A 23,392-nucleotide genomic window follows, 5' to 3' on the forward strand; every position below is an offset into this window, starting at 1 on the left:
CTGTGAAACAAGGTCTGACATTAGAACCAATTTTTTCAAACAATCGAAAGACCTTTTTCAGAATACTCGAACTGCCTTTTTCGGCATTGGTTGAGTATTTGAAAGAAGTACCCATTGGCTTGAGTCTCGATGCTGAGTTGCTGAACGAGAATGAAACAAGATTGGAACGAATCTCAAGTGATGAGAAAAGTTTGTCAGAAGAAATCGTTGAAAACCTCGTCTTCGCCAGACTAGATGAAGAAACTGAAAGGATTGCCGAATACATCGCTTACAACATAGACGATCATGGTAATATGATGGTTTCCATTGAGGAAGTTTGTGAAAAACTGAAGACCGATGCCTCAGTTGTCAACAGGGCTATCAATGCCATAAAAGAAGTTGGCCCGGACGGAATACTCGAAGGTAAGGTTGTTGGCTTTGGAGTGAAATCACATTACATTGAACCGGATGTAATTGTGAACGAAGATTTGAGTATCTCGGTTAAAGAGATAGGCGTGAGGCAGCCTCGCCATTTCACGAAACTGGAATTGAAGATCTTCATTTTTCTAAACGAAGCAATCAACTACAGAAGACAGCTGCTTTTGACTCTTGGTCAAATGCTCGTAAGAGAAAACACACTCTTTTTGTCGAAGAAGATCGAATATCCTCAGAAGATCACAATGAGTCAGGCTGCCAAATCTTCGAATGTGAGTGTTTCAACTGTGTCCAGAGCGATCAGTGGGAAGTACGTAAAAACACCGATAGGCATCTTTCAGATGAGGTCTTTTTTCGGACGAAATGTGGAAAAAGATTACCTACTGAAGGAACTTTCTAAGATCGTTGCCGAAGATTGCAAATTAACAGACAAAGAGATCGCTGAACGATTGAGACCAAAGGGTATATACATTAGCAGGAGAACGGTGAACAAGTACAGACAGATATTCTACAAACTTTCAAAAGGGAATGATTGAACTGAGGGCAATTGTCTTTTTGAACGGTGATTACACAGAACAACAAGTTGGCAGTTTGATGGAAAATGATATCGTCGTTGCCGTTGATGGCGGAGCAAAGTACTTGCTCAAAAGAAGGATCACACCCAGAATCTTTGTTGGAGACGCCGATTCCGTTGAAAAAAGTGTTCTGGAAGAGCTGTTGAAACTGGGGTGTGAGGTATATCTGTACCCAGAGGACAAAGATGAAATTGATGCGCAGCTTGCCATCGAAAGAGTTCTACAGCTCGGTGTAGATGAGATAATAATACGTGGTTGGCAAGGCGAACGTCTGGACATGATACTTGCCCTCATCTATCTGATGCACAAATACCATGATGTGAAGATGATCGCTAAGGATGACAATCTTGAGATGGGTGTGATCACAGGTCACGTTGAACTCGATTCAGTTGAAGGTGAAAAATGGTCGATCTTGCCGATTTGTGGAGATGCAGCTGGAGTAACTTTGGAAGGCTTCAAGTATCCACTGCACAAAGGATCTATGCCTTGTCATAAACCTTTCGGCGTAAGTAACGTTGCCATAACCAGTAAGGTGAGGATAACAGTCGAGAAAGGATCGGTGGTTTATTTCAGATGGATAAGACAACCGTCGTGATATTGGGAATAACCGGTTCTATTGGAATTCAAGCGGTCGAAGTGATCAACAAAATAGGTGGATATGAAATCCTCGCTGGTACGTATCACTCCAACAAAGAGATGGCTGATCATTTGTCCAGGAATTTCAACATAAGAAAACTTCTGAAAATGCAAGAGAACTATGAAGAGATCTTTGAGGAACTCGAAAGACTCAAACCAGAGATAACGATCGTTGCAATTCCAGGCTTCGTTAGCCTACCTGTGACTTTGAAAGCGATAGATCTTTCTAACAGAGTTCTCTTAGCCAGCAAAGAGGCACTTGTTTGTGGTGGCTGGCTTGTGAGAAAGGCATTGGCAGAGAAATCAAAGCAGCTATTACCCATCGACAGTGAGCACAGCGCTCTAATGCAGTTATACGAAGAAAGTGTGCAGAAAGTTCTTCTCACTTCTTCTGGAGGGGCTTTAAGAGATTGGAAACTCGAACAACTTCAAAATGCAAAGCCTGAGGATGTTCTCAAGCATCCAGTCTGGAAGATGGGAAAACGGATTACCGTTGATTCTGCCACAATGGTCAACAAAGGTTTTGAGGTGCTCGAGGCTTATGAGTTGTTTGGTTTAGAGGTCTCTAAGATCCAAGTGCTGATACACAAAGAAGGTCTTGTACACGCTGCTGTATTTTTGAAAGATGGAACGGTGAAGATGCACATGGGCTTTGCTGACATGAGGGTACCAATAGCCTATGCTCTGACCTATCCGAAAAGAGAATATGCAAAACTCGAGTGGCCTGATCTGTCAAAAAGTGATCTATCTTTCTGTGAAGTTGACCAAAACAGATACCCAGCATTTCATATCGCTTACGAGATATGGGAAGATTACGCAAAGAGAACGGCATACAACGCTGCAGATGAAATCGCTGTGGAATGGTTCTTGAAAGAAAAGATAAAGTTCACAGACATACCCAAGGTAATCGAAAAGACTGTAAGTAAGATCAATGGTCAAGCAAGAGATCTCAAAGATCTTGCAGAGATAGACAAATCCGCCAGAAAAGCGACATTAGAGGTGATCGAATGTCTGTAGTGTACTTTTTAGTAATACTCATTGGAATAATCTCCGTGCATGAACTTGGTCATTTTGTTTTTGCAAGACTTTTTGGTGTAGATGTCTTGGAATTCGCACTTGGTTTTGGACCAAAGTTGTATGAAAAGAAGGGCAAGAAAACTTCTTTCCGTGTGAATTTGATACCCATTGGTGGTTATGTCAAATTGGCAGGGGAGGATCCTACCGAAGAGCAAAGAGAAGGCTTAATCGGCCTTTACAGCAAACCGGCTTGGCAGAGACTGTTGATCTTTTTCGCTGGTCCTCTCTTCTCCATTCTCGCCGGATATCTACTTTTTACCGTGATAGTCTCTGCCTGGGGTGTCCCTTCAGTCTCTATTGCATTAGTCGAGAGAAACTCACCAGCCTTTGAAGCTGGTTTGGCCGCCGACGACATTATACTTTCGATCAACGGTAAGCGTGTCTATGATACTTATACGGTGAGCCAGATCATAAGAGAGGGCAAACCGGTCAAATTGGTGGTCTTGCGAGATGGTAAAAAGGTGAATCTGCTCGCCACGCCTCAAATCTTCAAAGAAAGCCACTTTTTGATGCTCAGAGATGTCTCTGGTGAGGTAGGCGAATCAGTAAAGGAAGTTTCTGGCAAACCTTTTGAACCAAGTTATCTCAGTTCGATGATCAACCAATACATTTCAATCGATTTTGGTTCTGTTTCATTGAAGGGCCTTCTAAAACAATATCAGTATGATCCTCCAAGGTATGCGCTGGGGTTTTACTTTGCAACTGTTTCAACGGTTTTTAGAAAGGATATCGGTCCATTCCTGAAAGGTGATCGTCTGATCTCAGTTGATGGATTACAGATTCAGAACAACGTTGACCTGTCAAGAGTGTATCAACTGATACTGGCAGGCGAAGGCGGTATCTATCTCGAGGCTTCTGGTGACAAAGTTGTCTGGTCACATGCTGGTTTTGGTGAACAGATAGTCGTCGAAGTTCAGAGAGAAAACCAGAAGCTCTCCCTCGCTGTGAGCAGTGTTCTTTTAAGAGAGATTTTGGAGAGTGCAGGTATTTTTGAGCCCAGATCACAGAACCTCAAATTCAAGAATCTCGGTGAAATGATCCTCGTGGCTGTCGACAGATGCAACAATTTGCTTTTCATGATGTACAAATCACTTTTTGGAATCTTCAGAGCAGCCGATCAAGGCGGAGTCGTGGGACCTTTGGGTTTGGTGGGGCTTGTCGGTGAAGCGGCAAAGGTTGGACTTGAACAAGTTTTGACGTTGGTCGCCTTTATCACCATGAGCATAGGACTGTTCAATCTGCTACCATTACCTGCACTCGATGGTGGCAGGATCGTGTTTTCTTTCTTGGAAATAGTGTTCAGAAGAAAGATCGATCCCAAGATAGAAGGTTTGATACATCTGGTTGGATTTGTGATTCTCATTGTGCTCATGGTTTTTGTGACCTTTTCTGATATTGGAAGGTTGATCGCAAGATGAGTAGGGTTGTGAAGGTTGGCAATCTTTTCATAGGTGGCGGTCATCCGATAACCATTCAGTCAATGACAAATACCAAGACGAGTGATATCGCCGCAACTGTTGATCAGATCAAGAGACTTGAAGAAGCCGGCTGTGAGATCGTCAGAGTTGCCGTTCCAGATTTCGAGAGTGCGAAGGCGATCAAAAAGATAAAGAAAGGTATCAACATACCTTTGGTCGCTGACATACACTTCGATTACCGATTGGCAATCGAGTCGATCAAAATGGGTGCAGACAAGATCAGAATAAATCCCGGCAACATAGGAGAGAGCTGGAAAGTAGAAGAACTCGCCAAGGTGGCAAAAGACCACCGAATACCGATAAGAGTTGGATCAAATGCCGGCTCGCTCAAAAAGGAATTCGAGTCCAAATACGATCGTGCAACAGCATTGGCTGAATCAGCTCTAAATGAAGTTCGTATACTTGAAGAGTGTGGCTTTTCTGAGATCGTAGTTTCTGTTAAAAGCAGCGATGTGCTCGAGACGATCAAGGCAAATGAATACATTGCCCAAAAAGTGAGTTATCCAATTCATCTCGGTATAACTGAAGCTGGAACCTACGAAACCTCGATTGTCAAGTCTTCTATTGGTATTGGTTATCTCTTGTTACGTGGCATTGGTGATACCATCAGAGTCTCAACGGCAGGAGATCCGGTGAAGGAAGTTTCCATAGCACGTAAGATTTTGATCTCACTTCACTTGAGAAAAGGAGGTCAAGTCATCGCGTGTCCTACTTGTGCTAGAAGCGAACTCGATGTGGAAAAGGTGGCAACGCAGATCGAACCTTTCGTTGAGAAAACAGATCTTGTAGTAGCGGTGATGGGGTGCGTTGTCAACGGGATTGGTGAAGGAAAACACGCAGATATCGGAATTGCAGGGACGAAAAATGGAGCTGTCCTGTTCAAGAATGGGCAGATAGTCAAAACTTTATCAGCAGAAAACATCTTCACAGAACTCCTCTGTGTGATAAAAGAAGAAGCAGAAAAACGTAAATGTAGAGTAATGCTGTCGGAATAAACACAGATTATCATTGTCTTGGAGGTGACAATTATGGATATAAAGTTTTCAGTGAATGCAAAATCTGAAAGCCCAACAAGGGTTTTAGTAAAAGCAAGGAATTTCACAATGTACATTGATGAACCACCTCAGCTCGGTGGCGAAGACAAGGGAGCAAATCCAGTTGAGTACCTTTTGGCTGCTTTGGCAGGTTGTTTGAACGTGGTTGGAAACCTTGTGGCACAGGAGATGGGTATAAAGCTTGATGAACTCAAAATAGAGATAGAGGGAACATTGAATCCTGCGAAGTTCCAGGGCAAACAAACCACTGAAAGAGCCGGTTACAAAGAGATACACGTTTCCATGAAAGTCAAGAGCGATGCTGACCAGCAGACACTCGAAAGATGGCTGAAAGCTGTAGAGCAAAGATGTCCTGTTTCAGACAACATTGCTAATCCAACGCCGGTGAAATTGGCTTTTGAAAAGATCTAAGAGATGCCCCTTCAGGGGCATCTTTTTCATTTTGCCTCTAAGATCCCCACAATACCGTCGTTTTCGTTGTAAAAAAATACTCCAACTCTGTCATATCTATTAACAAAGATTAAAGATGGTGTGTAATGCTTCAGACTAAAACTTTGAACCGATGGTGCAAATTCTGGTCTTCCACATCCATTCACTTCCCACTGCCAACAGGTGTTATCAAAACCGAAATGTGTTATTTCAACTGGCATTGATGATGTGGAACTAACTGTGAATCTGTTCCCAGAAAAGGAAACCTCACACAACTCTGGTACTACCTTTGCCACAGCAGAACTGGTTGAACCTGTCAGCACGATCGTTCCAAGTCTTCCATCGTTTTCGTTGCCGATTATCAATCCAAGCTTATCGTATCTACCTACCATGAGCATGAACATTCCATAGTGAGGGATGTTGTATTGTTTCGTTTTCGCAGCATAACCACTGACTGCCCAACCGCCAACTTCGTCGTGAGTATAACTACCCTTAGCCCACAGCCCTACTTCAACCGGTTGACCAAGCGATGTAATAACAAAGTTTGAACCTTCTCTGGTTACTCGAGCCACATTTGGTATTTCCAAGCCAGTGAATCTGCCTCCTTTAAGCACTTTGCTACTGATCTTACCATCGTTTTCTCTCAGGAAGACAGCGTAGATATTTTCATAACGCGCAAGCATCAATATGCAGGTTCTATAGTGGGGCAGCGGTAGATATTTTGGGTTTTGCTCATATCCAGAAGCCGCCCAACCACCAACTTCGGTCTGAAAGAAGGATGTTCTCTCCCAACCTTCTACGAAGTTATTGCCCTTAACATCTACACCAACACTTGGGCTTTGAGGTGTGCCAGTACCGTCGAGTATCAAATATGAGACTTCAACGGGCATCAATGAATTGTACGCATAGATTTCCAGAACGAAATCAGTAGACCACCATAGATTGTGAGCAGAATTCTCAACTGCAGTTAACTTAACAAATGTATGGTCGTCGATTATCACAAGGTTTTCTCCAAGAAGCAGACCAAAACTGATCATCATAAGAGTAATCCAGAAGAAACTTCTCATAGTGATCACCCCCGATCTTCGAAGATGCTATGCAAAGAATTGTTACACTTGGAGATTAGAAAAAAATTAACACATAGGTGTCACGAATTAGTTGAGTTCATCATGCTTGAAAAAAAGAAAGAACTGTGATATAGTTTCATTAAACCTATTGTAGGGGGGAAGAAGTATGTGGAAGAAAGTGCTTTTAGTCGTTCTTGCATTAGCCGCAGTCATTGGGTTTGCAAAGACTCCAAAAGACACGCTTGTCATTGCCGCAAACACCGAGATTTTTATAACTCTTGATCCAGCAGTGTGTTACGAAACCTTCGCAGCAGCTGTAGTGACCTCAGCATACTCAGGTTTGACAAAGATTGAACCGGTCAATGGTGTTCTAACTCCCGTTCCAGATCTGGCAGAAAGCTGGGAGGTTTCAGAAGATGGCACCACTTGGACCTTCCACTTGAGAAAAGGCTTAGTCTTCGCTAATGGTGATCCATTGACTGCAGAAGACGTGGTTTTCTCATTCCAAAGAGTACTCGCAATCAATAAATCACCAGCATGGCTTTTCAACGAGCTTGGACTGACGAAAGAAAATATGAACGAAACCATTTTCGCCAAAGATGCCAACACCGTTGTTCTAAAGACAAAACCTTTGGCGAGAAACATCGTACTTTCCATCATCGCACCACCATGGGGTGGAGTCGTCAACAAGAAGGTTGCAATGGCAAATCAAGTGAACAACGATTTGGGAGAAGCATACCTGACAGACAAATCTGCAGGAGCAGGTCCATTCATAATTGTTGAGTGGAAGCGCAAAGAACAGGTTATACTTCAGTCTAACCCCAAGTATTGGGCTGGTGAACCACCGCTGAAGAGAGTTATCATCAAAGACGTTCCGGAAGAAACGACACAGTTTTTACTCGTCCAAAAAGGCGATGTTGACATTGCGTGGAACATAACAACCGAACAGGCAGCTCAACTCAGAGAGACAAAAGGTGGAAACATAAGGTTGGTAACAACACCAGAACAATCGAATGAGTATGTTGCAATGAACGTAGGCTGGGGACCTTTCAAAGACGAGAGAGTTAGACTCGCTATCAAGTACGCTATAGACTACGATGCGATAATCAATTCTGTTATGAGAGGCTTCGCTATTTTGAACCAGAACTTTATGCCCATAGGATACTTTGGATACATCGAACTCAACCCATTCAAGCGCGATGTTGAAAAGGCAAAGAAGTTGCTGGCAGAAGCAGGTTATCCAAATGGCTTTGAAGTTGAGATCATAACCAGTACGACAGAGATAAGAAGGAACGAGGCAATAGTCGTTCAAGCAAACCTTGCCGACATCGGTATCAAGGCAAGCATTGTGCAGATGCCTTCATCTGAGATGTATGCGAAGTATCGCCAGCAAGGTCATCAAATGATCATCGCAGGTTGGGGTATTGATTATCCAGACCCCGATGCACTTGCAAAACCTTTTGCGAATTACAGAGTGAAGCAACTTGCTTGGAGAAATATGTGGTATGACGATTACGCAGCTGACATTGCAGAGAAGGCTGGTGTCGAGTTGAATAATCAAAAGCGTGAACAAATGTACAAAGAATTGCAAGAATACTGGATAACGAGAAGCGCATTCGCCATGCTCTATCAACCAGTTGGCTTCTGGGCTGTTAGTAACGACGTAGTTGGTTTTGAAAGAGCTGTTGAGGGTTACACGTTGACCTTCGATTTCACAAAGATCTCAAAGAAGTGATTTTTCAAAAGGGTGGTCGGTGAAGCTGACCACCCTTACTATTTATTTGACAACTGAGGAGGATGTGTTCATAGATGAAGCTTGGTTCTTTTATAATTCGAAGGCTCCTTTTGATGTTGTTGGTTCTCTTTGGTGTCTCTGTCTTAGTTTTCGTCATAGCAAAGGTCATACCAGCCGATCCAGTTGGAGCGATACTCGGTGGAAATGCACCTATAGATCTTGTTGAAGACATGAAAAGGCGTCTTGGACTTGATAAACCTCTTATTCAACAGTTCACTGACTACATCTTTGGGCTTGTAAGGGGAAATCTGGGAATTTCCTTGAAGAGCAATAGACCCGTTGCAATAGATATAGCGAATTTCTTTCCTGCGACTTTGGAACTATCCATTTGTGCAACTCTTTTGGCAGTCGTGATAGGTATGTTTCTTGGCATACTCTCTGCTGTTCATAGGAACAAATTCATAGATCACTTTGCAAGGGTTTTTTCGATACTTGGCGTTTCGATGCCAGTTTTCTGGACTGGTTTGTTGTTGTTATTACTTTTTTATTTTCGTCTCGGATGGCTTCCAGGAACTGGCAGACTTGGTCTCTTTGTTACTCCACCAACCAAGTATACGGGTTTGTACTTACTCGATTCTTTGTTGTCACTGAACTTCGAAGCCTTCAAAGATGCCTTGGCACATCTGGTCTTACCTTCAATAGTTCTGGGTTATTCAGCTGCCGCGTCCATAGCCAGAATAACTCGCTCGAGCATGTTGGACGTTCTAAGACAAGACTATATAAGAACTGCGAAAGCAAAGGGTATTGGTAAGCGACTCATCATATACCGTCATGCGCTCAGAAATGCGTTGATACCTGTCATCACAATAATCGGTTTAACCTTTGGTGGCTTGCTCGAAGGAGCAGTGCTGACAGAGACAATCTTTGGCTGGCCCGGTCTTGGCAGGTACATAGTCAATTCACTGCTGTTGCTCGACTATCCGGCGATCATGGGTGGTACTCTGTTCGTGGCGGTTGTTTATTCCGTTGTCAACCTCGTTGTTGATATTATCTATGCTGCATTAGACCCGAGAATGCGCGCTTAGGGGTGAGCCTTTTGGTTGATAGATCAGAAACCACTGTCTCGCGTTGGAAACCGATCATAGAGGACTGGAAACACACTTTCTATCTGTGGAAAAGAACAAAACTTGCAATGGTTGGAACCTTTATCGTGTTGGGATTTATATTGTTGGCGATCTTTGCGCCTTTGTTGTCACCCTATGATCCCATCAAGACTAATTTGCCTGAACGATTGAGACCTCCGAGTAAAGAACATCTCTTTGGTACAGATCAATTCGGTAGAGACATTCTCAGCAGGGTGATCTACGGTGCCAGGATAGAAGTATGGATAATCTTCCTCGTAACCGTTATAAGTGGAGCAATAGGTATCGGCGTAGGCGTAACGGCGGGGTATTTCGGGGGCTTGGTTGACGAGATTTTGATGCGCATCACCGATATCTTTCTTGCCTTCCCGAGACTGATTCTCGCAATGGCTCTTTCTGCGATGCTCGGCAGAGGCTTGACTAACGCTATTTTAGCCATCTCACTTGTGGAGTGGACTGTGATAGCCAGATTGGCGCGCGCAGAAGCAATGAAAATCAAGTCTCAACCCTATATAGAAGCAATCAGGGCAGTTGGAGCGAGCAATTTCCGTATATTGTTTTTGCACGTCCTACCAATGTGTTTATCACCAGTGCTGGTCCAATTGACATTGAGAATGGGTACTATCATTTTGACAGCAGCAGGCCTTGGTTTTCTCGGACTCGGTGCCCAGCCGCCTACACCAGAATGGGGAGCAATTGTAAGTGATGGCAGAAGCTATTTGGTTCAACAGTGGTGGATTTCTACCTTTCCTGGATTGTTCATAGCAGTAGTTGTCCTTGGCTTCAATCTGCTTGGAGACGGTATCAGAGACATTCTTGATCCAAGACTCAGGAGGTAAACTATGAGACGTGGATCGCTTCTCGATATAAGCGGACTTCGCGTGATCTTCCACACATATCGTGGAACTATAAAGGCTTTGAATGGTGTTGAGCTTTGGTTAAATGAAGAGGAAAGACTTGGAGTAGTTGGCGAAACAGGTTGTGGCAAATCTGTTACAGCACTCTCTGTTATGAGACTCATAGAACAGCCTGGAGAAATCACAGAAGGCTCAATATGGTTCAACGATAAGGATCTTCTGAAGATCAGCGAAGAAGAGATGGATAGAATCAGGGGAAAGCATATCTCGATGATCTTTCAAGAGCCAATTGCAGCGTTGAATCCTGTTTTCAAAGTCGGCTTTCAAGTAGCCGAAGCAATCGCGCACAGTCAGGGAGTAACCATCAAAGATGCTTATCCTCAGGTTCGCGAAGCCCTTGAGATGGTTGGTTTGGACTGGCAGAGAACGATCGATCTGTATGCCCATGAACTGAGTGGTGGGATGGCTCAAAGAGTTATGATCGCAATGGCGTTGGCTGTGAAGCCAAAGTTATTGATAGCAGACGAGCCCACTTCAGCTCTTGATGTGACCATTCAAGCTCAGATACTCGAATTACTTGATAAATTGGTAACGGTCAGTCAAAGCGCAGTGGTACTGATCACACACGATTTGGGAATAGCCTCCGAATTCTGTGATAGAGTTGCTGTTATGTATGCGGGCAATGTTGTGGAAATTGCGACAAGCGAGGAGATCTTCAGCCAACCGCTTCATCCGTACACCAAAGGGCTGATTGATTCGATACCAGTCGTGGGCAGGAGCAAAGAACTGGTCGGTATTCCAGGTGTCGTTCCAGACTTAGTTGACCCGCCGTCGGGATGTCGTTTTCATCCCAGATGCAAAAAAGTCTTTGATAAGTGTCACGCTGAGTTGCCATCTTTGTCGCAGGTGAAACCGAATCATTATGTTGCCTGCCACTTGTATCAATAGGGGGATCGAGCGTGGAAGTGCTTGTTGACGTCAAGAATCTCAAGAAGTATTTCGAGATAAGAAAATCACTTTTTGCCAGACCTGTTTATGTTAAGGCCGTTGACGATGTTAGCTTCCAAATTCAGAAAGGTTCTATCTTTGCAGTCGTTGGAGAGTCAGGCTCAGGTAAGAGCACACTTGGCAGAACTATTCTGAAGTTGATCGAACCAACTTCTGGCAAGCTGATCTATGATGGAAAGGACATAACAAACCTGAGTGGCAGAGAAATGGTCGAGTACCGCAGGCAGATGCAGATAGTTCAACAAGATCCGTATAATTCGTTGCATCCTCGAAAACTCGTCAAAGACATAGTTGGAGAAGGTTTAAGAATACACCTCAAAATGAAGCCAGATGAAGTTTACACGCGCATAAAGGATATTCTGGAATTGGTTGGACTTCGAGAAGAACACATGTTTAGGTACCCACATGAGTTTTCAGGAGGTCAGAGACAGAGAATAGCCATAGCTCGCGCGTTAGTCCTCAAGCCTAAGTTCGTAGTCTTGGATGAACCCACCTCAGCACTTGATGTTTCAGTACAAGCAAGAGCACTCGCCCTTCTGAGAGATCTCAGAGAAAGATTCTCATTGACGTATCTTTTCATTACACACAATTTGGCTGTTGTTGATTACATGGCAACGCATGTGGCGGTGATGTACCTTGGTAAAGTGATGGAAATGGGTACAAAAGATGATATCTTTCTAAGGGCATCTCACCCTTATACGCTCGCGCTTCTTGACTGCGTACCGACGGTTGGAACCGGAAGAAAGATCAGATCGGTTCCTCGTGGTGAGATACCAAATCCCACCAAACCACCGAGTGGTTGTGTCTTTCATACCAGATGTCCAAAGGCACAGAAAATCTGTCAAGAACAGGAACCAGCTTTTCTTGAGGTATCACCAGGACATTACTGTAGATGTCATTTCTGCGCCTAAGGATTTCATATCTTCTCCTTTTGCACTTGTTGTTCGAGCCTTTTCAAGATGAGGTTCGCACCGGCAACTCCTTTGAAGACTGAACCATCCCTTAACGCAAAAGCCACGGTGAGTACCATATTGCCAGTTGCACGTGACTGAAGAGGATCGGAGATCGTCCAAGCGATGTTGTTCTCCTTTAAGTACTTGAAGTAAGCTCTATCAGAGATCGTGCCCTTTGCACCGGTAGTTGTGATGAAATTCCCCGAAGCATCTGCTATGAATATAGCTTCATAAACATCGCCTTTTGTTTTCAGAAATTCCTTTGCATGGGGTTCAAAACCTGCCCAGTCTAACCTCTGGCACTCGGGAATTTGAATCAATCTTGCCAGATCGTGCAGCTGATCAAGTAACCACTTTCTCGCACCAGTTAAACTCCTCAACTTCAAGGACTTTATGGAAAGAACTTCACCGTTCTTGAACAGATCTTGTGATAGACCACGAAGGTCCTGAACGGTTTTATTGGTTTCTTCCACAAAGCTCAGAATATCTGTTGCACTGTTTGCGTTGGCATTTACTGCAGATTCAATCTCCTGGGTTGATCGTATCTGAGACTCTATTGAAGAAACAATCTCATCGAGGACCTTCTTGAAATTGTTAACCGTTTCTCTGAGCGAGAGAAGGCTGCCTGAAAATTGTTCATTTGTCTTGACTGTCTTTTCAACTGATTCCGCAACTGCATTACCCTTTTCTATAGATTCTTTGATCGCACTCTCTATTCCCAATACCTGGACGGAGATCTGATCAGCCGATTGACGTGATTGCTCAGCAAGCTTTCGAACTTCATCAGCGACAACGGCAAAGCCTCTACCGTGTTCCCCAGCTCGTGCTGCCTCAATCGCTGCATTCAAGGCAAGAAGATTTGTTTGTTCTGATATCTGTTGTATGGTTTGAACCATTTGTTTTATGCCGTCTGAAACTTTTCGCAGTTGGTCCATGGTTTTCACCAGATCATTCAACCTATCCTTGGCAAGAAGATTCTCACTGTATAGCCCTTCCAAATTACTTCTCAGATTTGAAACATCTTGCTCGATCTGTTCAAACTTCTGATGCATCTTTTCAGAGTTATCTCCTATCATTCGCGCGAAGTTGGCTATTTCAGTAGTCCCAGAAGAAGTTTCTTCCAAAGCCGCTGTCAAAGATTGAACTAATTCTGAGATCCTCTTAGCTTTTTCTGCCGTCAATTCAGACACTTCATTGACACGTTTTGAGATCTCTGTTAAATTCTGTGCATCACCGCGAAGTCCATCTGATGAGACAAACAGTTCTCTAAAAAGATTGACTGTCTCTCTATCTTCTGCCTGCGCAGAGTCCTTGACGGACTCTCTCAATCGAAAGACCTTCAAAACAAATATTACAACCATAGCGATCATCGAAACTGGAACAACGATCTTCCAGTAGGGAACCTCCACTAAGTAGAAAAGAAGACCACAAATACCAGCAAGAACTCCAAATAAGTTCATACTCAGCCCTCCTAAATGATATCCTGAAAGTACTTCTATTCAGAATTATACTCACAATCAAAGGTGATTTTGCATGAAATGAAAATACTTCAAAACCTATATGAGCCCACTGAGAATATGTCGTTGCCATCACAGTCTGTAGCAACTATCAGTGGAAAGTTCTCAACTTGTATTCTGTAGACTGCTTCAGGACCAAGGTCTTCGAAAGCAACTATTTCCAAATTCCTGACATGTTCAGAGAGTGCAGCTGCTGCACCACTTGGTGCAACAAAATACAATCTTCTGTATTGACGGCACAACTCTCTGGCAATTTCAGTCCTTTTGCCCTTTCCAACCGTTGCTATGACACCAAGTTCGAAGAGCATCTTCAGATATCTGTCCATTCTCTCACTTGTCGTAGGCCCTATTGCAACTCTGTTGTTTGAGGATTTTGTCGGTCCAGCGTAGAACACTATTTGGTTTGAAAGGCTGAACGGCAAGTTTTGGTTTTTTCTCAAAAGAGTTTCGATTCTCTTCTGTGCGGCATCTCTCATTATCAAGAATTCTCCAGTGTAGTCAACTCTTTCAAAGATCTTGAGTTGCGTGGGGTTCAATTCGAACAACTCCTTTCCGACACAAGTAACAATCAACAGAAATGGCAATGGGCAGATTGGCTATATGCGTTGGCGCATATTCCACATGTACTGAGTACACTGTTGGACCAGCGAAGAGACCTTGAAAACCTATCTTCAACTCGTTCAGTCTACGGCATATCTCATTCTCCAGCTGTGCATAACGTGAATCTGCATTTGTCTCATTGAAGCATTTGGTCAAAGCCAGTTTGGACAGAACTACTGCTTTGTCAGCGCTGCCACCGATCCCAATTCCAACATTCAGTGGTGGACATCCCTTCGCTCCGTGCTCCTTTATATGGTTTACAACCAGTTCAATTATCTCGTGAACATCAGCAGAAGGATTTGCCATAAACAGTTTAGTCAGATTCTCGCTGCCTCCACCTTTTACAAGAAAGCGTACTTCTACATCCTTTCTTTGAGTGTGAAAGAGGTGGACAACTGCTGGAGTGTTGTCATGGGTGTTTTTTCTCTCATAGATTGGATCACTCACAACAGAATATCGAAACGGATTACTGGAATAGACTTTTTTCACCGCGTTGTTCAATAACTCATCAAGTGGTTCAGTGAAAACGATGTTGTAACCCACGAAGGCAAAGAACTCCACCATACCGGTATCTTGACAAAGAGGAAGGCCTGTTTGCTCGGCCACCGTGATGTTTCTTTTCAAGACGTCGGAAAAGGGACCCTCATAGGTATTAACCTGGGTTGTTACAAAATCGTTCGTCTTAGTATTTGCTCGCTGCAACTGCTGAATTAATTTCTCTTCTAATCTCTTTGCATCAACGATCGCTATTTTCATCTTTCTCCTCCTATAACAGACAGACTCTGTGAAAATGATACAATAATTTGTGGGGCAAATGAAGGGAGGTTGAATGATATGGAAACGATTAGAGCTCCACGAGGAACAACACTCTCATGTAAGAGCTGGCAAACCGAAGCAGCCATGAGGATGCTGATGAACAATCTGGATCCAGAGGTTGCGAGGGATCCTGCCAACCTGATCGTATATGGAGGAACTGGAAAAGCTGCGAGAAATTGGGAATGTTTTTACAAAATAGTTGAAACGCTGAAAAGATTGGAGAATGACGAGACCCTTTTAGTGCAGAGTGGCAAACCAGTTGCAGTTTTCAAGACTCACGAGTGGGCACCTCGTGTTTTGATAGCAAACTCTCTACTGGTGCCAAAATGGGCGACTTGGGAATATTTCAGAGAACTCGAACAACGGGGTTTGATAATGTTTGGCCAAATGACTGCTGGCAGCTGGATCTACATAGGTACTCAGGGAATACTCCAAGGTACATATGAGACTTTCTACGCTGTGGCAAAGAAATATTTCAATGGTACTCTCGCAGGAAAATGGGTGTTGACTGCCGGGCTGGGTGAAATGGGTGGTGCTCAGCCTCTCGCAGTCACGATGAACGATGGCGTAATTCTTGCAGTTGAAGTCGACAAGAGAATGATCGAACGAAGGTTGGAAAAAGGCTATCTCGACACTTGGACAGATAACTTGGATGAAGCACTGAAGATGGTCGACGAAGCGAAGAAGAACAAGAAGCCTCTTTCTATTGCCCTGCTTGGTAATGCAGCTGAGATACATCCGAAGTTGGTTAAAATGGGGATGATACCAGATGTCGTCACAGATCAGACGGCTGCTCATGATCCACTGAACGGTTATATACCAAAAGGTTTGACCGTTGAAGAGGCAACAGAACTTAGAAGAACAAATCCTCAGGAGTACCTTGAAAAAGTCTACTCATCTGTGACCGAACACATAAATGCCATCCTGCAGATGAAAAGACAAGGTGCTAAGGTTTTCGAGTACGGCAACAACATTCGTAGGTTAGCATACGATCACGGTGTAAAGGACGCCTTTGAGATACCAGGGTATGTGCCCGAGTACATAAGAGATCTCTTCGCTCAAGGAAGTGGTCCATTCCGTTGGGCTGCGCTGTCAGGTGATCCACAAGACATCTATGCAACTGATCAAAAGGTTCTCGAGCTCTTTCCACATGATGAACATCTGAGAAAATGGATTGAAATGGCACAGAGAAAGGTACATTGGCAAGGTCTACCAGCTCGTATCTGCTGGTTAGGTCAAGGTGAAAGAACCGAGATGGGCATCGCGATGAACGAAATGGTCAAGAAAGGTCAACTGAAAGCTCCAATCGTCATCGGCCGCGATCATCACGACACGGGATCGGTGGCATCGCCATACAGGGAGACAGAGGCAATGAAGGATGGCAGTGACGCTATTGCTGATTGGCCTATCCTCAACGCCTTGTTGAACACTTCAAGCGGGGCAACATGGGTGTCTGTTCACCACGGTGGAGGTGTGGGGATAGGTTATTCGATCCATGCAGGCATGGTTGTCGTTGCAGATGGAACCGATCTTGCAAGGCAAAAACTCGAGAGAGTTCTGACAAATGACTCAGGATTGGGGGTTATCAGACATCTGGATGCAGGTTATGAAATTGCCCGCGAAACTGCGAAGAAAAAGAAGCTTCACTACCCGATGATGGAATGAGTAGGAGGTTATAGAATGCTCGAAGGTCTGGAGAGCTTTTTCAAGCAATCGGCTTTTGGTTATGTCACATTTGGAAATGTGATCATGTATCTCGTCGCATTGGCACTTCTGTATGTAGCGATCAAGAAAGATGCTGAGCCATTGCTGCTTGTACCAATCGCTTTTGGAATAATCTTGGGAAATATCCCACCGCAGTTAACGCAAATCTTCAATGAAGGAGGCCTCTTTTGGTATCTGAACATAGGGGTCATAAAAGGTATTTACCCCCCTCTGATCTTTCTTGGAATAGGTGCTTTGACTGATTTTTCTTTCATGATCTCTTACCCCATAACTATATTTCTCGGTGGAGCAGCACAGATAGGTATTTTCATCACCTTTGTACTGGCAAAGTATTTCGGCTTTACGCTGAAGCAAGCGGCTTCGATAGGCGTCATAGGTGGTGCCGATGGTCCTACATCGATTTACATATCAAGCAGATTTTCTCCAGAGCTTCTTTCAGCTATAGCGATTGCCGCTTATTCATACATCGCTTTGATACCGATCTTGCAACCTATTGTCTCGAAGATCTTGGTCACAAAAGAAGAAAGAAAGATCAGAATGGGTCCACCGAGAAAGGTTTCTAAGATCGAGCGATTGTTGTTCCCGATAATTGTCACAGTGGTTTCGGCATTGCTGGTGCCGCAATCACTTTCATTAGTGGGCATGCTCATGCTTGGAAATATTCTAAGAGAAGCGGGGAATGTCAAAAGGTTGGTCGAAGCAGCCAGCAGGTACATTCTCGATACGGTAACGATCATTCTGATGGTCTGTGTCGGTGCCTCGGCTCGAGCAGATGTGTTTCTCAAACCACAGAGTTTAATGATCTTCGGTCTTGGTGCCTTCGCTTTTATATGCTCACTCGCTGGTGGTATCCTGTTTGCGAAGTTCATGAATCTTTTCCTCAAACAGAAGATCAATCCACTCATAGGCGCTGCTGGAGTCTCTGCTGTTCCCGATTCGGCAAGAGTCGCTCAAAAACTCGCGCAGGAAGTTGACCCAACGAACTTCATACTGATGCACGCAATGAGTCCCAATGTCGCTGGAGTCATCGGTTCAGCAGTTGCTGCAGGTGTCTTCTTGTCATTGATCAAGTGAGGAGGCTGTGGTGATGAAAAAACAGTACGAAGTAACGATAAATTACTCTTGGTGTAAGCGGTGTGGTATTTGCTATCACTTCTGCCCGACTGGTGCGATCACAAAGGGTGAATTGCTGAAGCCGATCGTTTCAGATGCAGCAAAGTGTATTGGCTGTCTGATGTGTGAAAATCTGTGCCCAGACTTTGCGGTTACCGTCAACGAAAAGAAATCTGTACAGGAGAGTGTTCAGAATGGGTGAAAGAGTTTTGATGCAGGGTAATGAGGCATGCGCCCTTGGTGCGATCAAAGGTGGATGCAGATTCTACGCAGGGTACCCGATAACCCCTTCTTCTGAGATCGCAGAAACGATGGCGAGAGAACTGCCAAAGGTTGGAGGAGTCTTCATACAAATGGAGGACGAGATAGCCAGTGCTGCCGCTATAATAGGTGCTTCGCTCGCAGGAGTCAAATCGATGACTGCTACGAGTGGACCGGGTTTTAGTCTGATGCAGGAGGCATTGGGCTATGCGGTGATGACAGAGACACCGTGTGTTTTCGTAAACGTCATGCGAGGTGGTCCTTCTACTGGCCTTCCAACTCAGCCTGCGCAGGGAGACATAATGCAAGCCAGATGGGGAACTCACGGTGATCACGAGATCATAGCCGTTTATCCATGGAGCGTTGGTGAGACCTACAGGCTCATCATAAAGGCTTTCAACTATGCTGAGTATTATCGTACACCAGTTATCTTTTTGATGGACGAAGTTTTGGGCCACATGAGAGAAACCTTTGAACTCCCAAGCGAAAAGGAGATTAAGATCGTTCCAAGGCTAACCGAAAGCGAATTAGGGGAAGAAGAAATCTACACACCGTTTTCAGAACAGGATTTCGCTGAACCAACACCTACTCCGCTCATAGAGATGGGTAAGGCTCGCTTTCATGTCTCTGGTCTTGTGCACGACGAATCTGGTTTCCCGCAGGCAAGTTTCGAGATAAGTGACAAATTGGTACGAAGGTTGTCGAACAAGATTCGCATCCATGCCGATCAAATAGCCATGTATGAAGAATATATGACTGAAGATGCGGAAATACTCGTTGTAGCATACGGTTCAGTGGCAAGAAGTGCGATAAAAGCAATCAAGATCGCAAGACAGGACAAGTTGAAGGTTGGTCTTTTCAGACCAATAACGATATGGCCAGTCGCCACAACACGTTTGAAAAAGCTCTTGTCTCAAGTTGAGGGCGTTGTCTTCGCAGAAATGAACCTGGGTCAGTACGCAAAGGAGCTTTTGGCTTTGACAAAGAAGAACATCAGAGTCAAACTGGTCACCAAGGTAGGTGGAAGACTGATAACTCCTGAAGAGATCTTGGAAGGTATCAATTCACTTCAGGCTGAGATATCGGAATTCTGAGAATCTCTGAAAAGATTGGAGGTGGAGTGATGGTATCCTTGTCAGATCTTCTGTCAATTGCTGTTCAGATTGAGGCAAATGGCTACGATTTCTACATCTCACTTGCGAAAACTCAGTCAGATAAGAAACTCGAGGAGCTTTTCACGCATTTAGCAGAACAAGAAAGAGCGCATCAACAGATTTTTAGAAACTTGATAAGCCACACGAAAGATTCACCCTCGCTCTCAACCTGGATCGATGAGGAAGTTAGTGGTTATCTGAAAAGTCTTGCCGACGTTTCTATCTTTCCGAAGATCGAGAGATCAAAACGCAGCCTGACACTACAGGAAGCCTTTAGTCTAGCAATAGACGTGGAAAAGGACAGCATAATTTTCTATTCTGAACTCTTACCGTACACTGGTGACGAAAGAAAGTCCGTAGAAGCCATAATCGTTGAAGAGAAGAAACATCTGTTGGATCTAATAAATCAATCGCGGTCGATTTGAATGATCTGTGGCTTGAATTTCTTTTTAAACTTTCGATCATAGAGCTTCAGGAAGAAATAGTAAAGACCAACAGCTGCAGCTGCTATGGTGAAAGAAAGTATTTCTGAAAAAAAGTTCATCGCCAGCACGAGCAGTACGACAAAAATGATTGTGGGCATTGTATAGACGAGGAAAGCAATTTTTGTACCGCTTGTTGCTGGCGTTTTTACTACAACGCGATCACCAACACTGAGTTGAAAATCGCCCTTTTCAATTTCTAATCTTATCCTTTGTGCTTCACCAGTACAAAACATATTCGCAGGGCATTTACCACACATAGAGGTTCTTTCCCTTTCAAGTACCACTGTCGAATCTCTTATCTGCACTACCACCATCTTTTCACTCGCCATTTTTTCGCCTCCATGAGTCTGGTGTCCTCAACCTTTTCTTTTATCATCCTACCGAGATCTGAGAGATCTGTGCCATTGGTCCTTGCCATGTCGTTGCGGGGAATATGAGACAAGGCGCTGACAATGAGTCTTCGGACTGGCACATATCTCTTTGTTTTGACCCTGAGGATGAATTTCAAAGTTAAAGCCCTTAAGAAACTTGCCGTGAAAAACATTATCTGTATCCCGACTATTGGGATGCCCAATATAGAGAAACTCACTGACGAAAGTAGCTTCGCGGTCACACCACCGAGAACAGCTCCTATTAGACCGCCTATTCCACCGAAGGTGGAATAGATCGCAAAATAGGCTGGAGAAGAACTTCGCGCTACTTCCATTGGTAAGGTCAAGAAAGTCAAGTTTATCGCAGACCACGCGATACCAGACATGACTACATCGACGATCATCATATACTTCCAAGTGTACTGGTTCATCAGTATCCACAGGGGCGAGACATAACATGCCATAATAATGCCTAAAACAGCTATCGTCTTGTGACCGTACCGGTCGGACAACTTACCCCAGATACTGTAAAACGCCATCGCGACAAGGCTGTTGATCACCGTTGAGACACCTATATACGAGAAGGGTACATTTAGATTTTTCAGCAAGTGGTAACTATAAAAAGGTGATGTGAAAGCTATCACTGCATTCCAAAAAAAGTAAAAAGTACACAGTCTCATGAAGTTGTAATCTTGGAAAACCACTTTTGTCTCGATGAGTGCACCTGAACTCTTAAATGGGACTTCAGGTACCTTCTTCAGCGACCACAACGAGAGAAGCATTCCGAGCATTCCTATGCCTATGACAATCTCGTAACCAAGAGGATCTTTGAATCTCTCAATGATCAGCGAATAGCCATAAAAAGCAACAAGGGTTACAAGAGAGATGTAGATGTTCCGTCTGCCGAAGAAATTACCTCTTTCTTCCTCGGGTATGAGATCTCTAACCAAGGATGTCCAAGCATTGCCAGCCAAGGTTCCAAAGATCTGTGAAAAGGCAAAAACAATCACAAAAACGCTTGGACTCCTGTTGGGCAAGAGTAAAAAGATCATCAGCAACATCCAAGGAGACCTTGAGAGCAAGTTGAAGAGATTCGTCAAGAATCTCCGCTTTGGGAACTTTCTCATGACTAAGGGTGATAACACCTGAAAAACCTGAGCGATCATTGGAAATGCAGCACTCACACCTATAAGGAACTCATCTAATCCAAATGCCAAAGCAAGTCCTGTGAAAACTGCGCCTTGTGTGAGCAATATGTAAAGTGTTGAAGCGATGCCCTCTAAATTGAGATAAAATCTCATCCTTTTACCACGCCCATTGGTACCAATCGTGCTACTTTTTTTGATATACCTATCTGATCAACTATTTCTACTACTCTGTCTACGTCCTTGTATGTACTCGGTGCCTCTTCGATCAATGTCTTTTTCTCTTTACTCAGAGCGACTATACCTCTGTCTCTGAGCTGTTTCAAGATCTGTTCATAATTCAAACCTCTCAGAGCAGCCCTTCGCCCCAGAACTCTTCCCGCACCATGAGCAGTACTGCCGTAAGAAATCTCTTCAGCCTTCTTGGTGCCAACCAAGATGTACGATGAACTGCCCATGCTTCCCGGTATGAGAACTGGTTGTCCTGTATCGATGAACTCTTCTGTGAGTAGAGAGTTGCCAGGTCCAAGAGATCTTGTCGCTCCCTTCCTATGCACGATCACTTGCTTCTCATAGTTCTCTACCTTCGCTATATTGTGAGCCACATCGTAGAGAAGCCAGACTCTGTGAGAGGGAAAAAGTCTTTCAAAAACTCTCTCTATAGCATGAGATATGATCTGTCTGTTCGCAAATGCGTAATTCGCAGCACAATTCATAGCGCTGAAGTACCTTTGACCTATGAGATGATCGAATGGTGCGTTTATCAGTTGTTTGTCCGGTAGGTCTTTGTTGTGTTCTGATAGCTTGTCGCGCATTATCTGGATGTAATCAGTTGCAATCTGGTGGCCAAAACCACGACTACCGCAGTGTATTGAAATCGCCACCTGCTTTTCGAAAATTGCAAATGCTTTTGCGATCTCTTTGCTGAAAATTTGATCAACCGTCTGCACTTCTATGAAATGATTGCCCGCACCAAGCGTACCCAACTCATCGAGACCTCTTTTGAATGCCTTTTCTGACACGTGTTCCGGATCAGCTGGCTTCAATTTTCCTGTATCCTCAATCCTCTGCAAGTCTTGCTTGGTCCCGTATCCCTTTTCAACAGCCCAGTGAGCACCATCAATGCAAACTCTTTTCAAGGTTTTTTCATCAGCCTTAATTGCACCACTTGCTCCAACACCAACGGGAACTTCTTTGTAGATTTGCTGAAGAAATCTTTCCAAAAATGGTCTGACCTCGTTCTCAGTCACAGAAGTAAGCAGTACTCTTACGCCACAGTTTATGTCAAATCCTATGCCACCAGGAGAGATAACGCCACCTTTGACTGGAAAAACTCCAACACCACCTATTGGAAAACCATAACCCCAGTGGATATCTGGCATAGCAATTGCCGCAATCACACCAGGCATGTGAGTGACATTCACAATCTGTTGTAGAGCCTCCTTGAACTCAGGGTCGTTGATAGTTTCATTATCTGTGAAAACAATTGCATCGACGTTGATCCCTTTTATTCGGAATACAAAACGATCGAGGCGCTTGATGTCCATCGAATCACCTCTAAGATGATTATGCAACTGCCAGAGAAATAGTCAAGTAGGATAAAAAAAGAGGGGAAATCACTTCCCCTCTGGAGGCGACGGTGGGATTCGAACCCACGCGTAGGGATTTTGCAGACCCCCGCCTTAACCACTTGGCTACGTCGCCTTGCAGTGATATTATACCATGATACTTCGAATGTTCAAGTATCGCATGAGGTGTTATCATTAAAAAAGAAAGATA

The 23,392-nt window shown here is 44.1% G+C and carries 22 protein-coding genes, 1 tRNA gene and 1 pseudogene; 16 read left to right on the forward strand and 8 right to left on the reverse strand.

Features of this window, described 5'->3' with window-relative positions; all coding sequences use genetic code 11:
- The first annotated feature begins 2 nt into the window (after window positions 1–2).
- Genes ACSFC1_RS06110 through ACSFC1_RS06135 form a run of 6 tightly spaced genes read left to right on the forward strand, consistent with a single transcriptional unit; the run spans window position 3 to window position 5,646 of the window.
- Window positions 3–950, forward strand: coding sequence for a hypothetical protein (locus ACSFC1_RS06110; RefSeq protein WP_435565227.1), 948 nt, complete (start codon window positions 3–5; stop codon window positions 948–950).
- Window positions 943–1,584: a thiamine diphosphokinase gene (locus tag ACSFC1_RS06115; RefSeq protein WP_435565228.1), complete on the forward strand. Its 642-nt coding sequence runs from the start codon at window positions 943–945 to the stop codon at window positions 1,582–1,584. Before ACSFC1_RS06110 ends, ACSFC1_RS06115 begins: the two co-directional genes overlap by 8 nt.
- Window positions 1,563–2,642 (forward strand): 1-deoxy-D-xylulose-5-phosphate reductoisomerase, encoded by a 1,080-nt coding sequence (locus ACSFC1_RS06120; protein WP_435565229.1) that lies wholly within the window; start codon window positions 1,563–1,565, stop codon window positions 2,640–2,642. The genes ACSFC1_RS06115 and ACSFC1_RS06120 overlap by 22 nt, the downstream gene beginning before the upstream one ends.
- On the forward strand, window positions 2,633–4,120 hold the full coding sequence (locus ACSFC1_RS06125; protein WP_435565230.1) for a M50 family metallopeptidase: 1,488 nt from the start codon (window positions 2,633–2,635) through the stop codon (window positions 4,118–4,120). Before ACSFC1_RS06120 ends, ACSFC1_RS06125 begins: the two co-directional genes overlap by 10 nt.
- The gene (gene ispG / locus ACSFC1_RS06130; RefSeq protein WP_435565231.1) at window positions 4,117–5,175 is read left to right on the forward strand and encodes a flavodoxin-dependent (E)-4-hydroxy-3-methylbut-2-enyl-diphosphate synthase; all 1,059 of its coding nucleotides are present in this window, start codon (window positions 4,117–4,119) and stop codon (window positions 5,173–5,175) included. The genes ACSFC1_RS06125 and ispG overlap by 4 nt, the downstream gene beginning before the upstream one ends.
- 33 nt (window positions 5,176–5,208) lie before the next feature.
- Window positions 5,209–5,646, forward strand: a complete 438-nt coding sequence (locus ACSFC1_RS06135) for an OsmC family protein (protein WP_435565232.1) — start codon at window positions 5,209–5,211, stop codon at window positions 5,644–5,646.
- 26 nt (window positions 5,647–5,672) lie between these two features.
- On the opposite strand, the gene ACSFC1_RS06140 is transcribed toward ACSFC1_RS06135, so the two are convergent.
- Complete coding sequence (locus ACSFC1_RS06140; protein ID WP_435565233.1) at window positions 5,673–6,731, reverse strand: hypothetical protein; 1,059 nt, start codon at window positions 6,729–6,731, stop codon at window positions 5,673–5,675.
- 166 nt (window positions 6,732–6,897) lie between these two features.
- Here ACSFC1_RS06140 and ACSFC1_RS06145 point away from each other — a divergent pair, with 166 nt between their 5' ends.
- The 5 genes from ACSFC1_RS06145 (at window position 6,898) to ACSFC1_RS06165 (ending at window position 12,384) form a co-directional block, all read left to right on the forward strand.
- Window positions 6,898–8,466 (forward strand): ABC transporter substrate-binding protein, encoded by a 1,569-nt coding sequence (locus tag ACSFC1_RS06145; protein ID WP_435565234.1) that lies wholly within the window; start codon window positions 6,898–6,900, stop codon window positions 8,464–8,466.
- A gap of 74 nt (window positions 8,467–8,540) precedes the next feature.
- Window positions 8,541–9,551, forward strand: a complete 1,011-nt coding sequence (locus tag ACSFC1_RS06150) for an ABC transporter permease (RefSeq protein WP_435565235.1) — start codon at window positions 8,541–8,543, stop codon at window positions 9,549–9,551.
- 11 nt (window positions 9,552–9,562) lie between these two features.
- Window positions 9,563–10,447, forward strand: a complete 885-nt coding sequence (nikC, locus tag ACSFC1_RS06155) for a nickel transporter permease (protein ID WP_435565236.1) — start codon at window positions 9,563–9,565, stop codon at window positions 10,445–10,447.
- Between the two features lie 3 nt (window positions 10,448–10,450).
- Window positions 10,451–11,413 carry an ABC transporter ATP-binding protein gene (locus ACSFC1_RS06160; RefSeq protein ID WP_435565237.1) on the forward strand — a complete coding sequence of 321 codons (963 nt, stop codon included), beginning with the start codon at window positions 10,451–10,453 and terminating at the stop codon, window positions 11,411–11,413.
- 11 nt (window positions 11,414–11,424) lie between these two features.
- A complete protein-coding gene (locus ACSFC1_RS06165) occupies window positions 11,425–12,384 on the forward strand; it encodes an ABC transporter ATP-binding protein (protein ID WP_435565238.1) in 960 nt (319 codons plus the stop codon).
- A 602-nt stretch (window positions 12,385–12,986) separates the two neighbouring features.
- On the opposite strand, the pseudogene ACSFC1_RS06170 reads toward ACSFC1_RS06165, so the two are convergent.
- The 3 genes and pseudogenes from ACSFC1_RS06170 to ACSFC1_RS06180 form a co-directional block, all read right to left on the reverse strand.
- Window positions 12,987–13,325 (reverse strand): annotated as a pseudogene (locus tag ACSFC1_RS06170) (methyl-accepting chemotaxis protein); the annotation flags it as partial.
- 650 nt (window positions 13,326–13,975) lie between these two features.
- Complete coding sequence (locus ACSFC1_RS06175) at window positions 13,976–14,479, reverse strand: FumA C-terminus/TtdB family hydratase beta subunit (protein ID WP_435565239.1); 504 nt, start codon at window positions 14,477–14,479, stop codon at window positions 13,976–13,978.
- On the reverse strand, window positions 14,451–15,299 hold the full coding sequence (locus tag ACSFC1_RS06180; protein WP_435565240.1) for a fumarate hydratase: 849 nt from the start codon (window positions 15,297–15,299) through the stop codon (window positions 14,451–14,453). The genes ACSFC1_RS06175 and ACSFC1_RS06180 overlap by 29 nt, the downstream gene beginning before the upstream one ends.
- Window positions 15,300–15,377: 78 nt before the next feature.
- Between ACSFC1_RS06180 and hutU the strand changes: the two genes are divergently transcribed.
- The 5 genes from hutU to ACSFC1_RS06205 are packed head-to-tail and all read left to right on the forward strand — an operon-like array spanning window position 15,378 to window position 20,037.
- Window positions 15,378–17,024, forward strand: coding sequence for a urocanate hydratase (hutU, locus tag ACSFC1_RS06185; protein WP_435565241.1), 1,647 nt, complete (start codon window positions 15,378–15,380; stop codon window positions 17,022–17,024).
- Window positions 17,025–17,039: 15 nt separating this feature from the next.
- Window positions 17,040–18,158 (forward strand): sodium ion-translocating decarboxylase subunit beta, encoded by a 1,119-nt coding sequence (locus tag ACSFC1_RS06190; RefSeq protein ID WP_435565242.1) that lies wholly within the window; start codon window positions 17,040–17,042, stop codon window positions 18,156–18,158.
- 13 nt (window positions 18,159–18,171) lie between these two features.
- Complete coding sequence (locus tag ACSFC1_RS06195) at window positions 18,172–18,399, forward strand: 4Fe-4S dicluster domain-containing protein (RefSeq protein WP_435565243.1); 228 nt, start codon at window positions 18,172–18,174, stop codon at window positions 18,397–18,399.
- Window positions 18,392–19,552: a 2-oxoacid:acceptor oxidoreductase subunit alpha gene (locus ACSFC1_RS06200; protein WP_435565244.1), complete on the forward strand. Its 1,161-nt coding sequence runs from the start codon at window positions 18,392–18,394 to the stop codon at window positions 19,550–19,552. The genes ACSFC1_RS06195 and ACSFC1_RS06200 overlap by 8 nt, the downstream gene beginning before the upstream one ends.
- Before the next feature lie 29 nt (window positions 19,553–19,581).
- Entirely contained in the window at window positions 19,582–20,037 is a 456-nt protein-coding gene (locus ACSFC1_RS06205) for a ferritin family protein (RefSeq protein WP_435565245.1), read from the forward strand.
- On the opposite strand, the gene ACSFC1_RS06210 is transcribed toward ACSFC1_RS06205, so the two are convergent.
- The 4 genes from ACSFC1_RS06210 to ACSFC1_RS06225 form a co-directional block, all read right to left on the reverse strand.
- Window positions 20,019–20,426: a SoxR reducing system RseC family protein gene (locus ACSFC1_RS06210; protein ID WP_435565246.1), complete on the reverse strand. Its 408-nt coding sequence runs from the start codon at window positions 20,424–20,426 to the stop codon at window positions 20,019–20,021. The genes ACSFC1_RS06205 and ACSFC1_RS06210 overlap by 19 nt on opposite strands.
- Entirely contained in the window at window positions 20,402–21,769 is a 1,368-nt protein-coding gene (locus ACSFC1_RS06215; protein WP_435565247.1) for an MFS transporter, read from the reverse strand. The genes ACSFC1_RS06210 and ACSFC1_RS06215 overlap by 25 nt, the downstream gene beginning before the upstream one ends.
- Window positions 21,766–23,160: an RtcB family protein gene (locus ACSFC1_RS06220; protein ID WP_435565248.1), complete on the reverse strand. Its 1,395-nt coding sequence runs from the start codon at window positions 23,158–23,160 to the stop codon at window positions 21,766–21,768. The genes ACSFC1_RS06215 and ACSFC1_RS06220 overlap by 4 nt, the downstream gene beginning before the upstream one ends.
- 81 nt (window positions 23,161–23,241) lie before the next feature.
- A tRNA-Cys gene (locus tag ACSFC1_RS06225) sits at window positions 23,242–23,317 on the reverse strand.
- Window positions 23,318–23,392 lie beyond the last annotated feature (75 nt).

Source organism: Pseudothermotoga sp. U03pept (assembly GCF_051235805.1).
In the GTDB taxonomy this organism is placed as follows: Bacteria; Thermotogota; Thermotogae; order Thermotogales; family DSM-5069; genus Pseudothermotoga_B.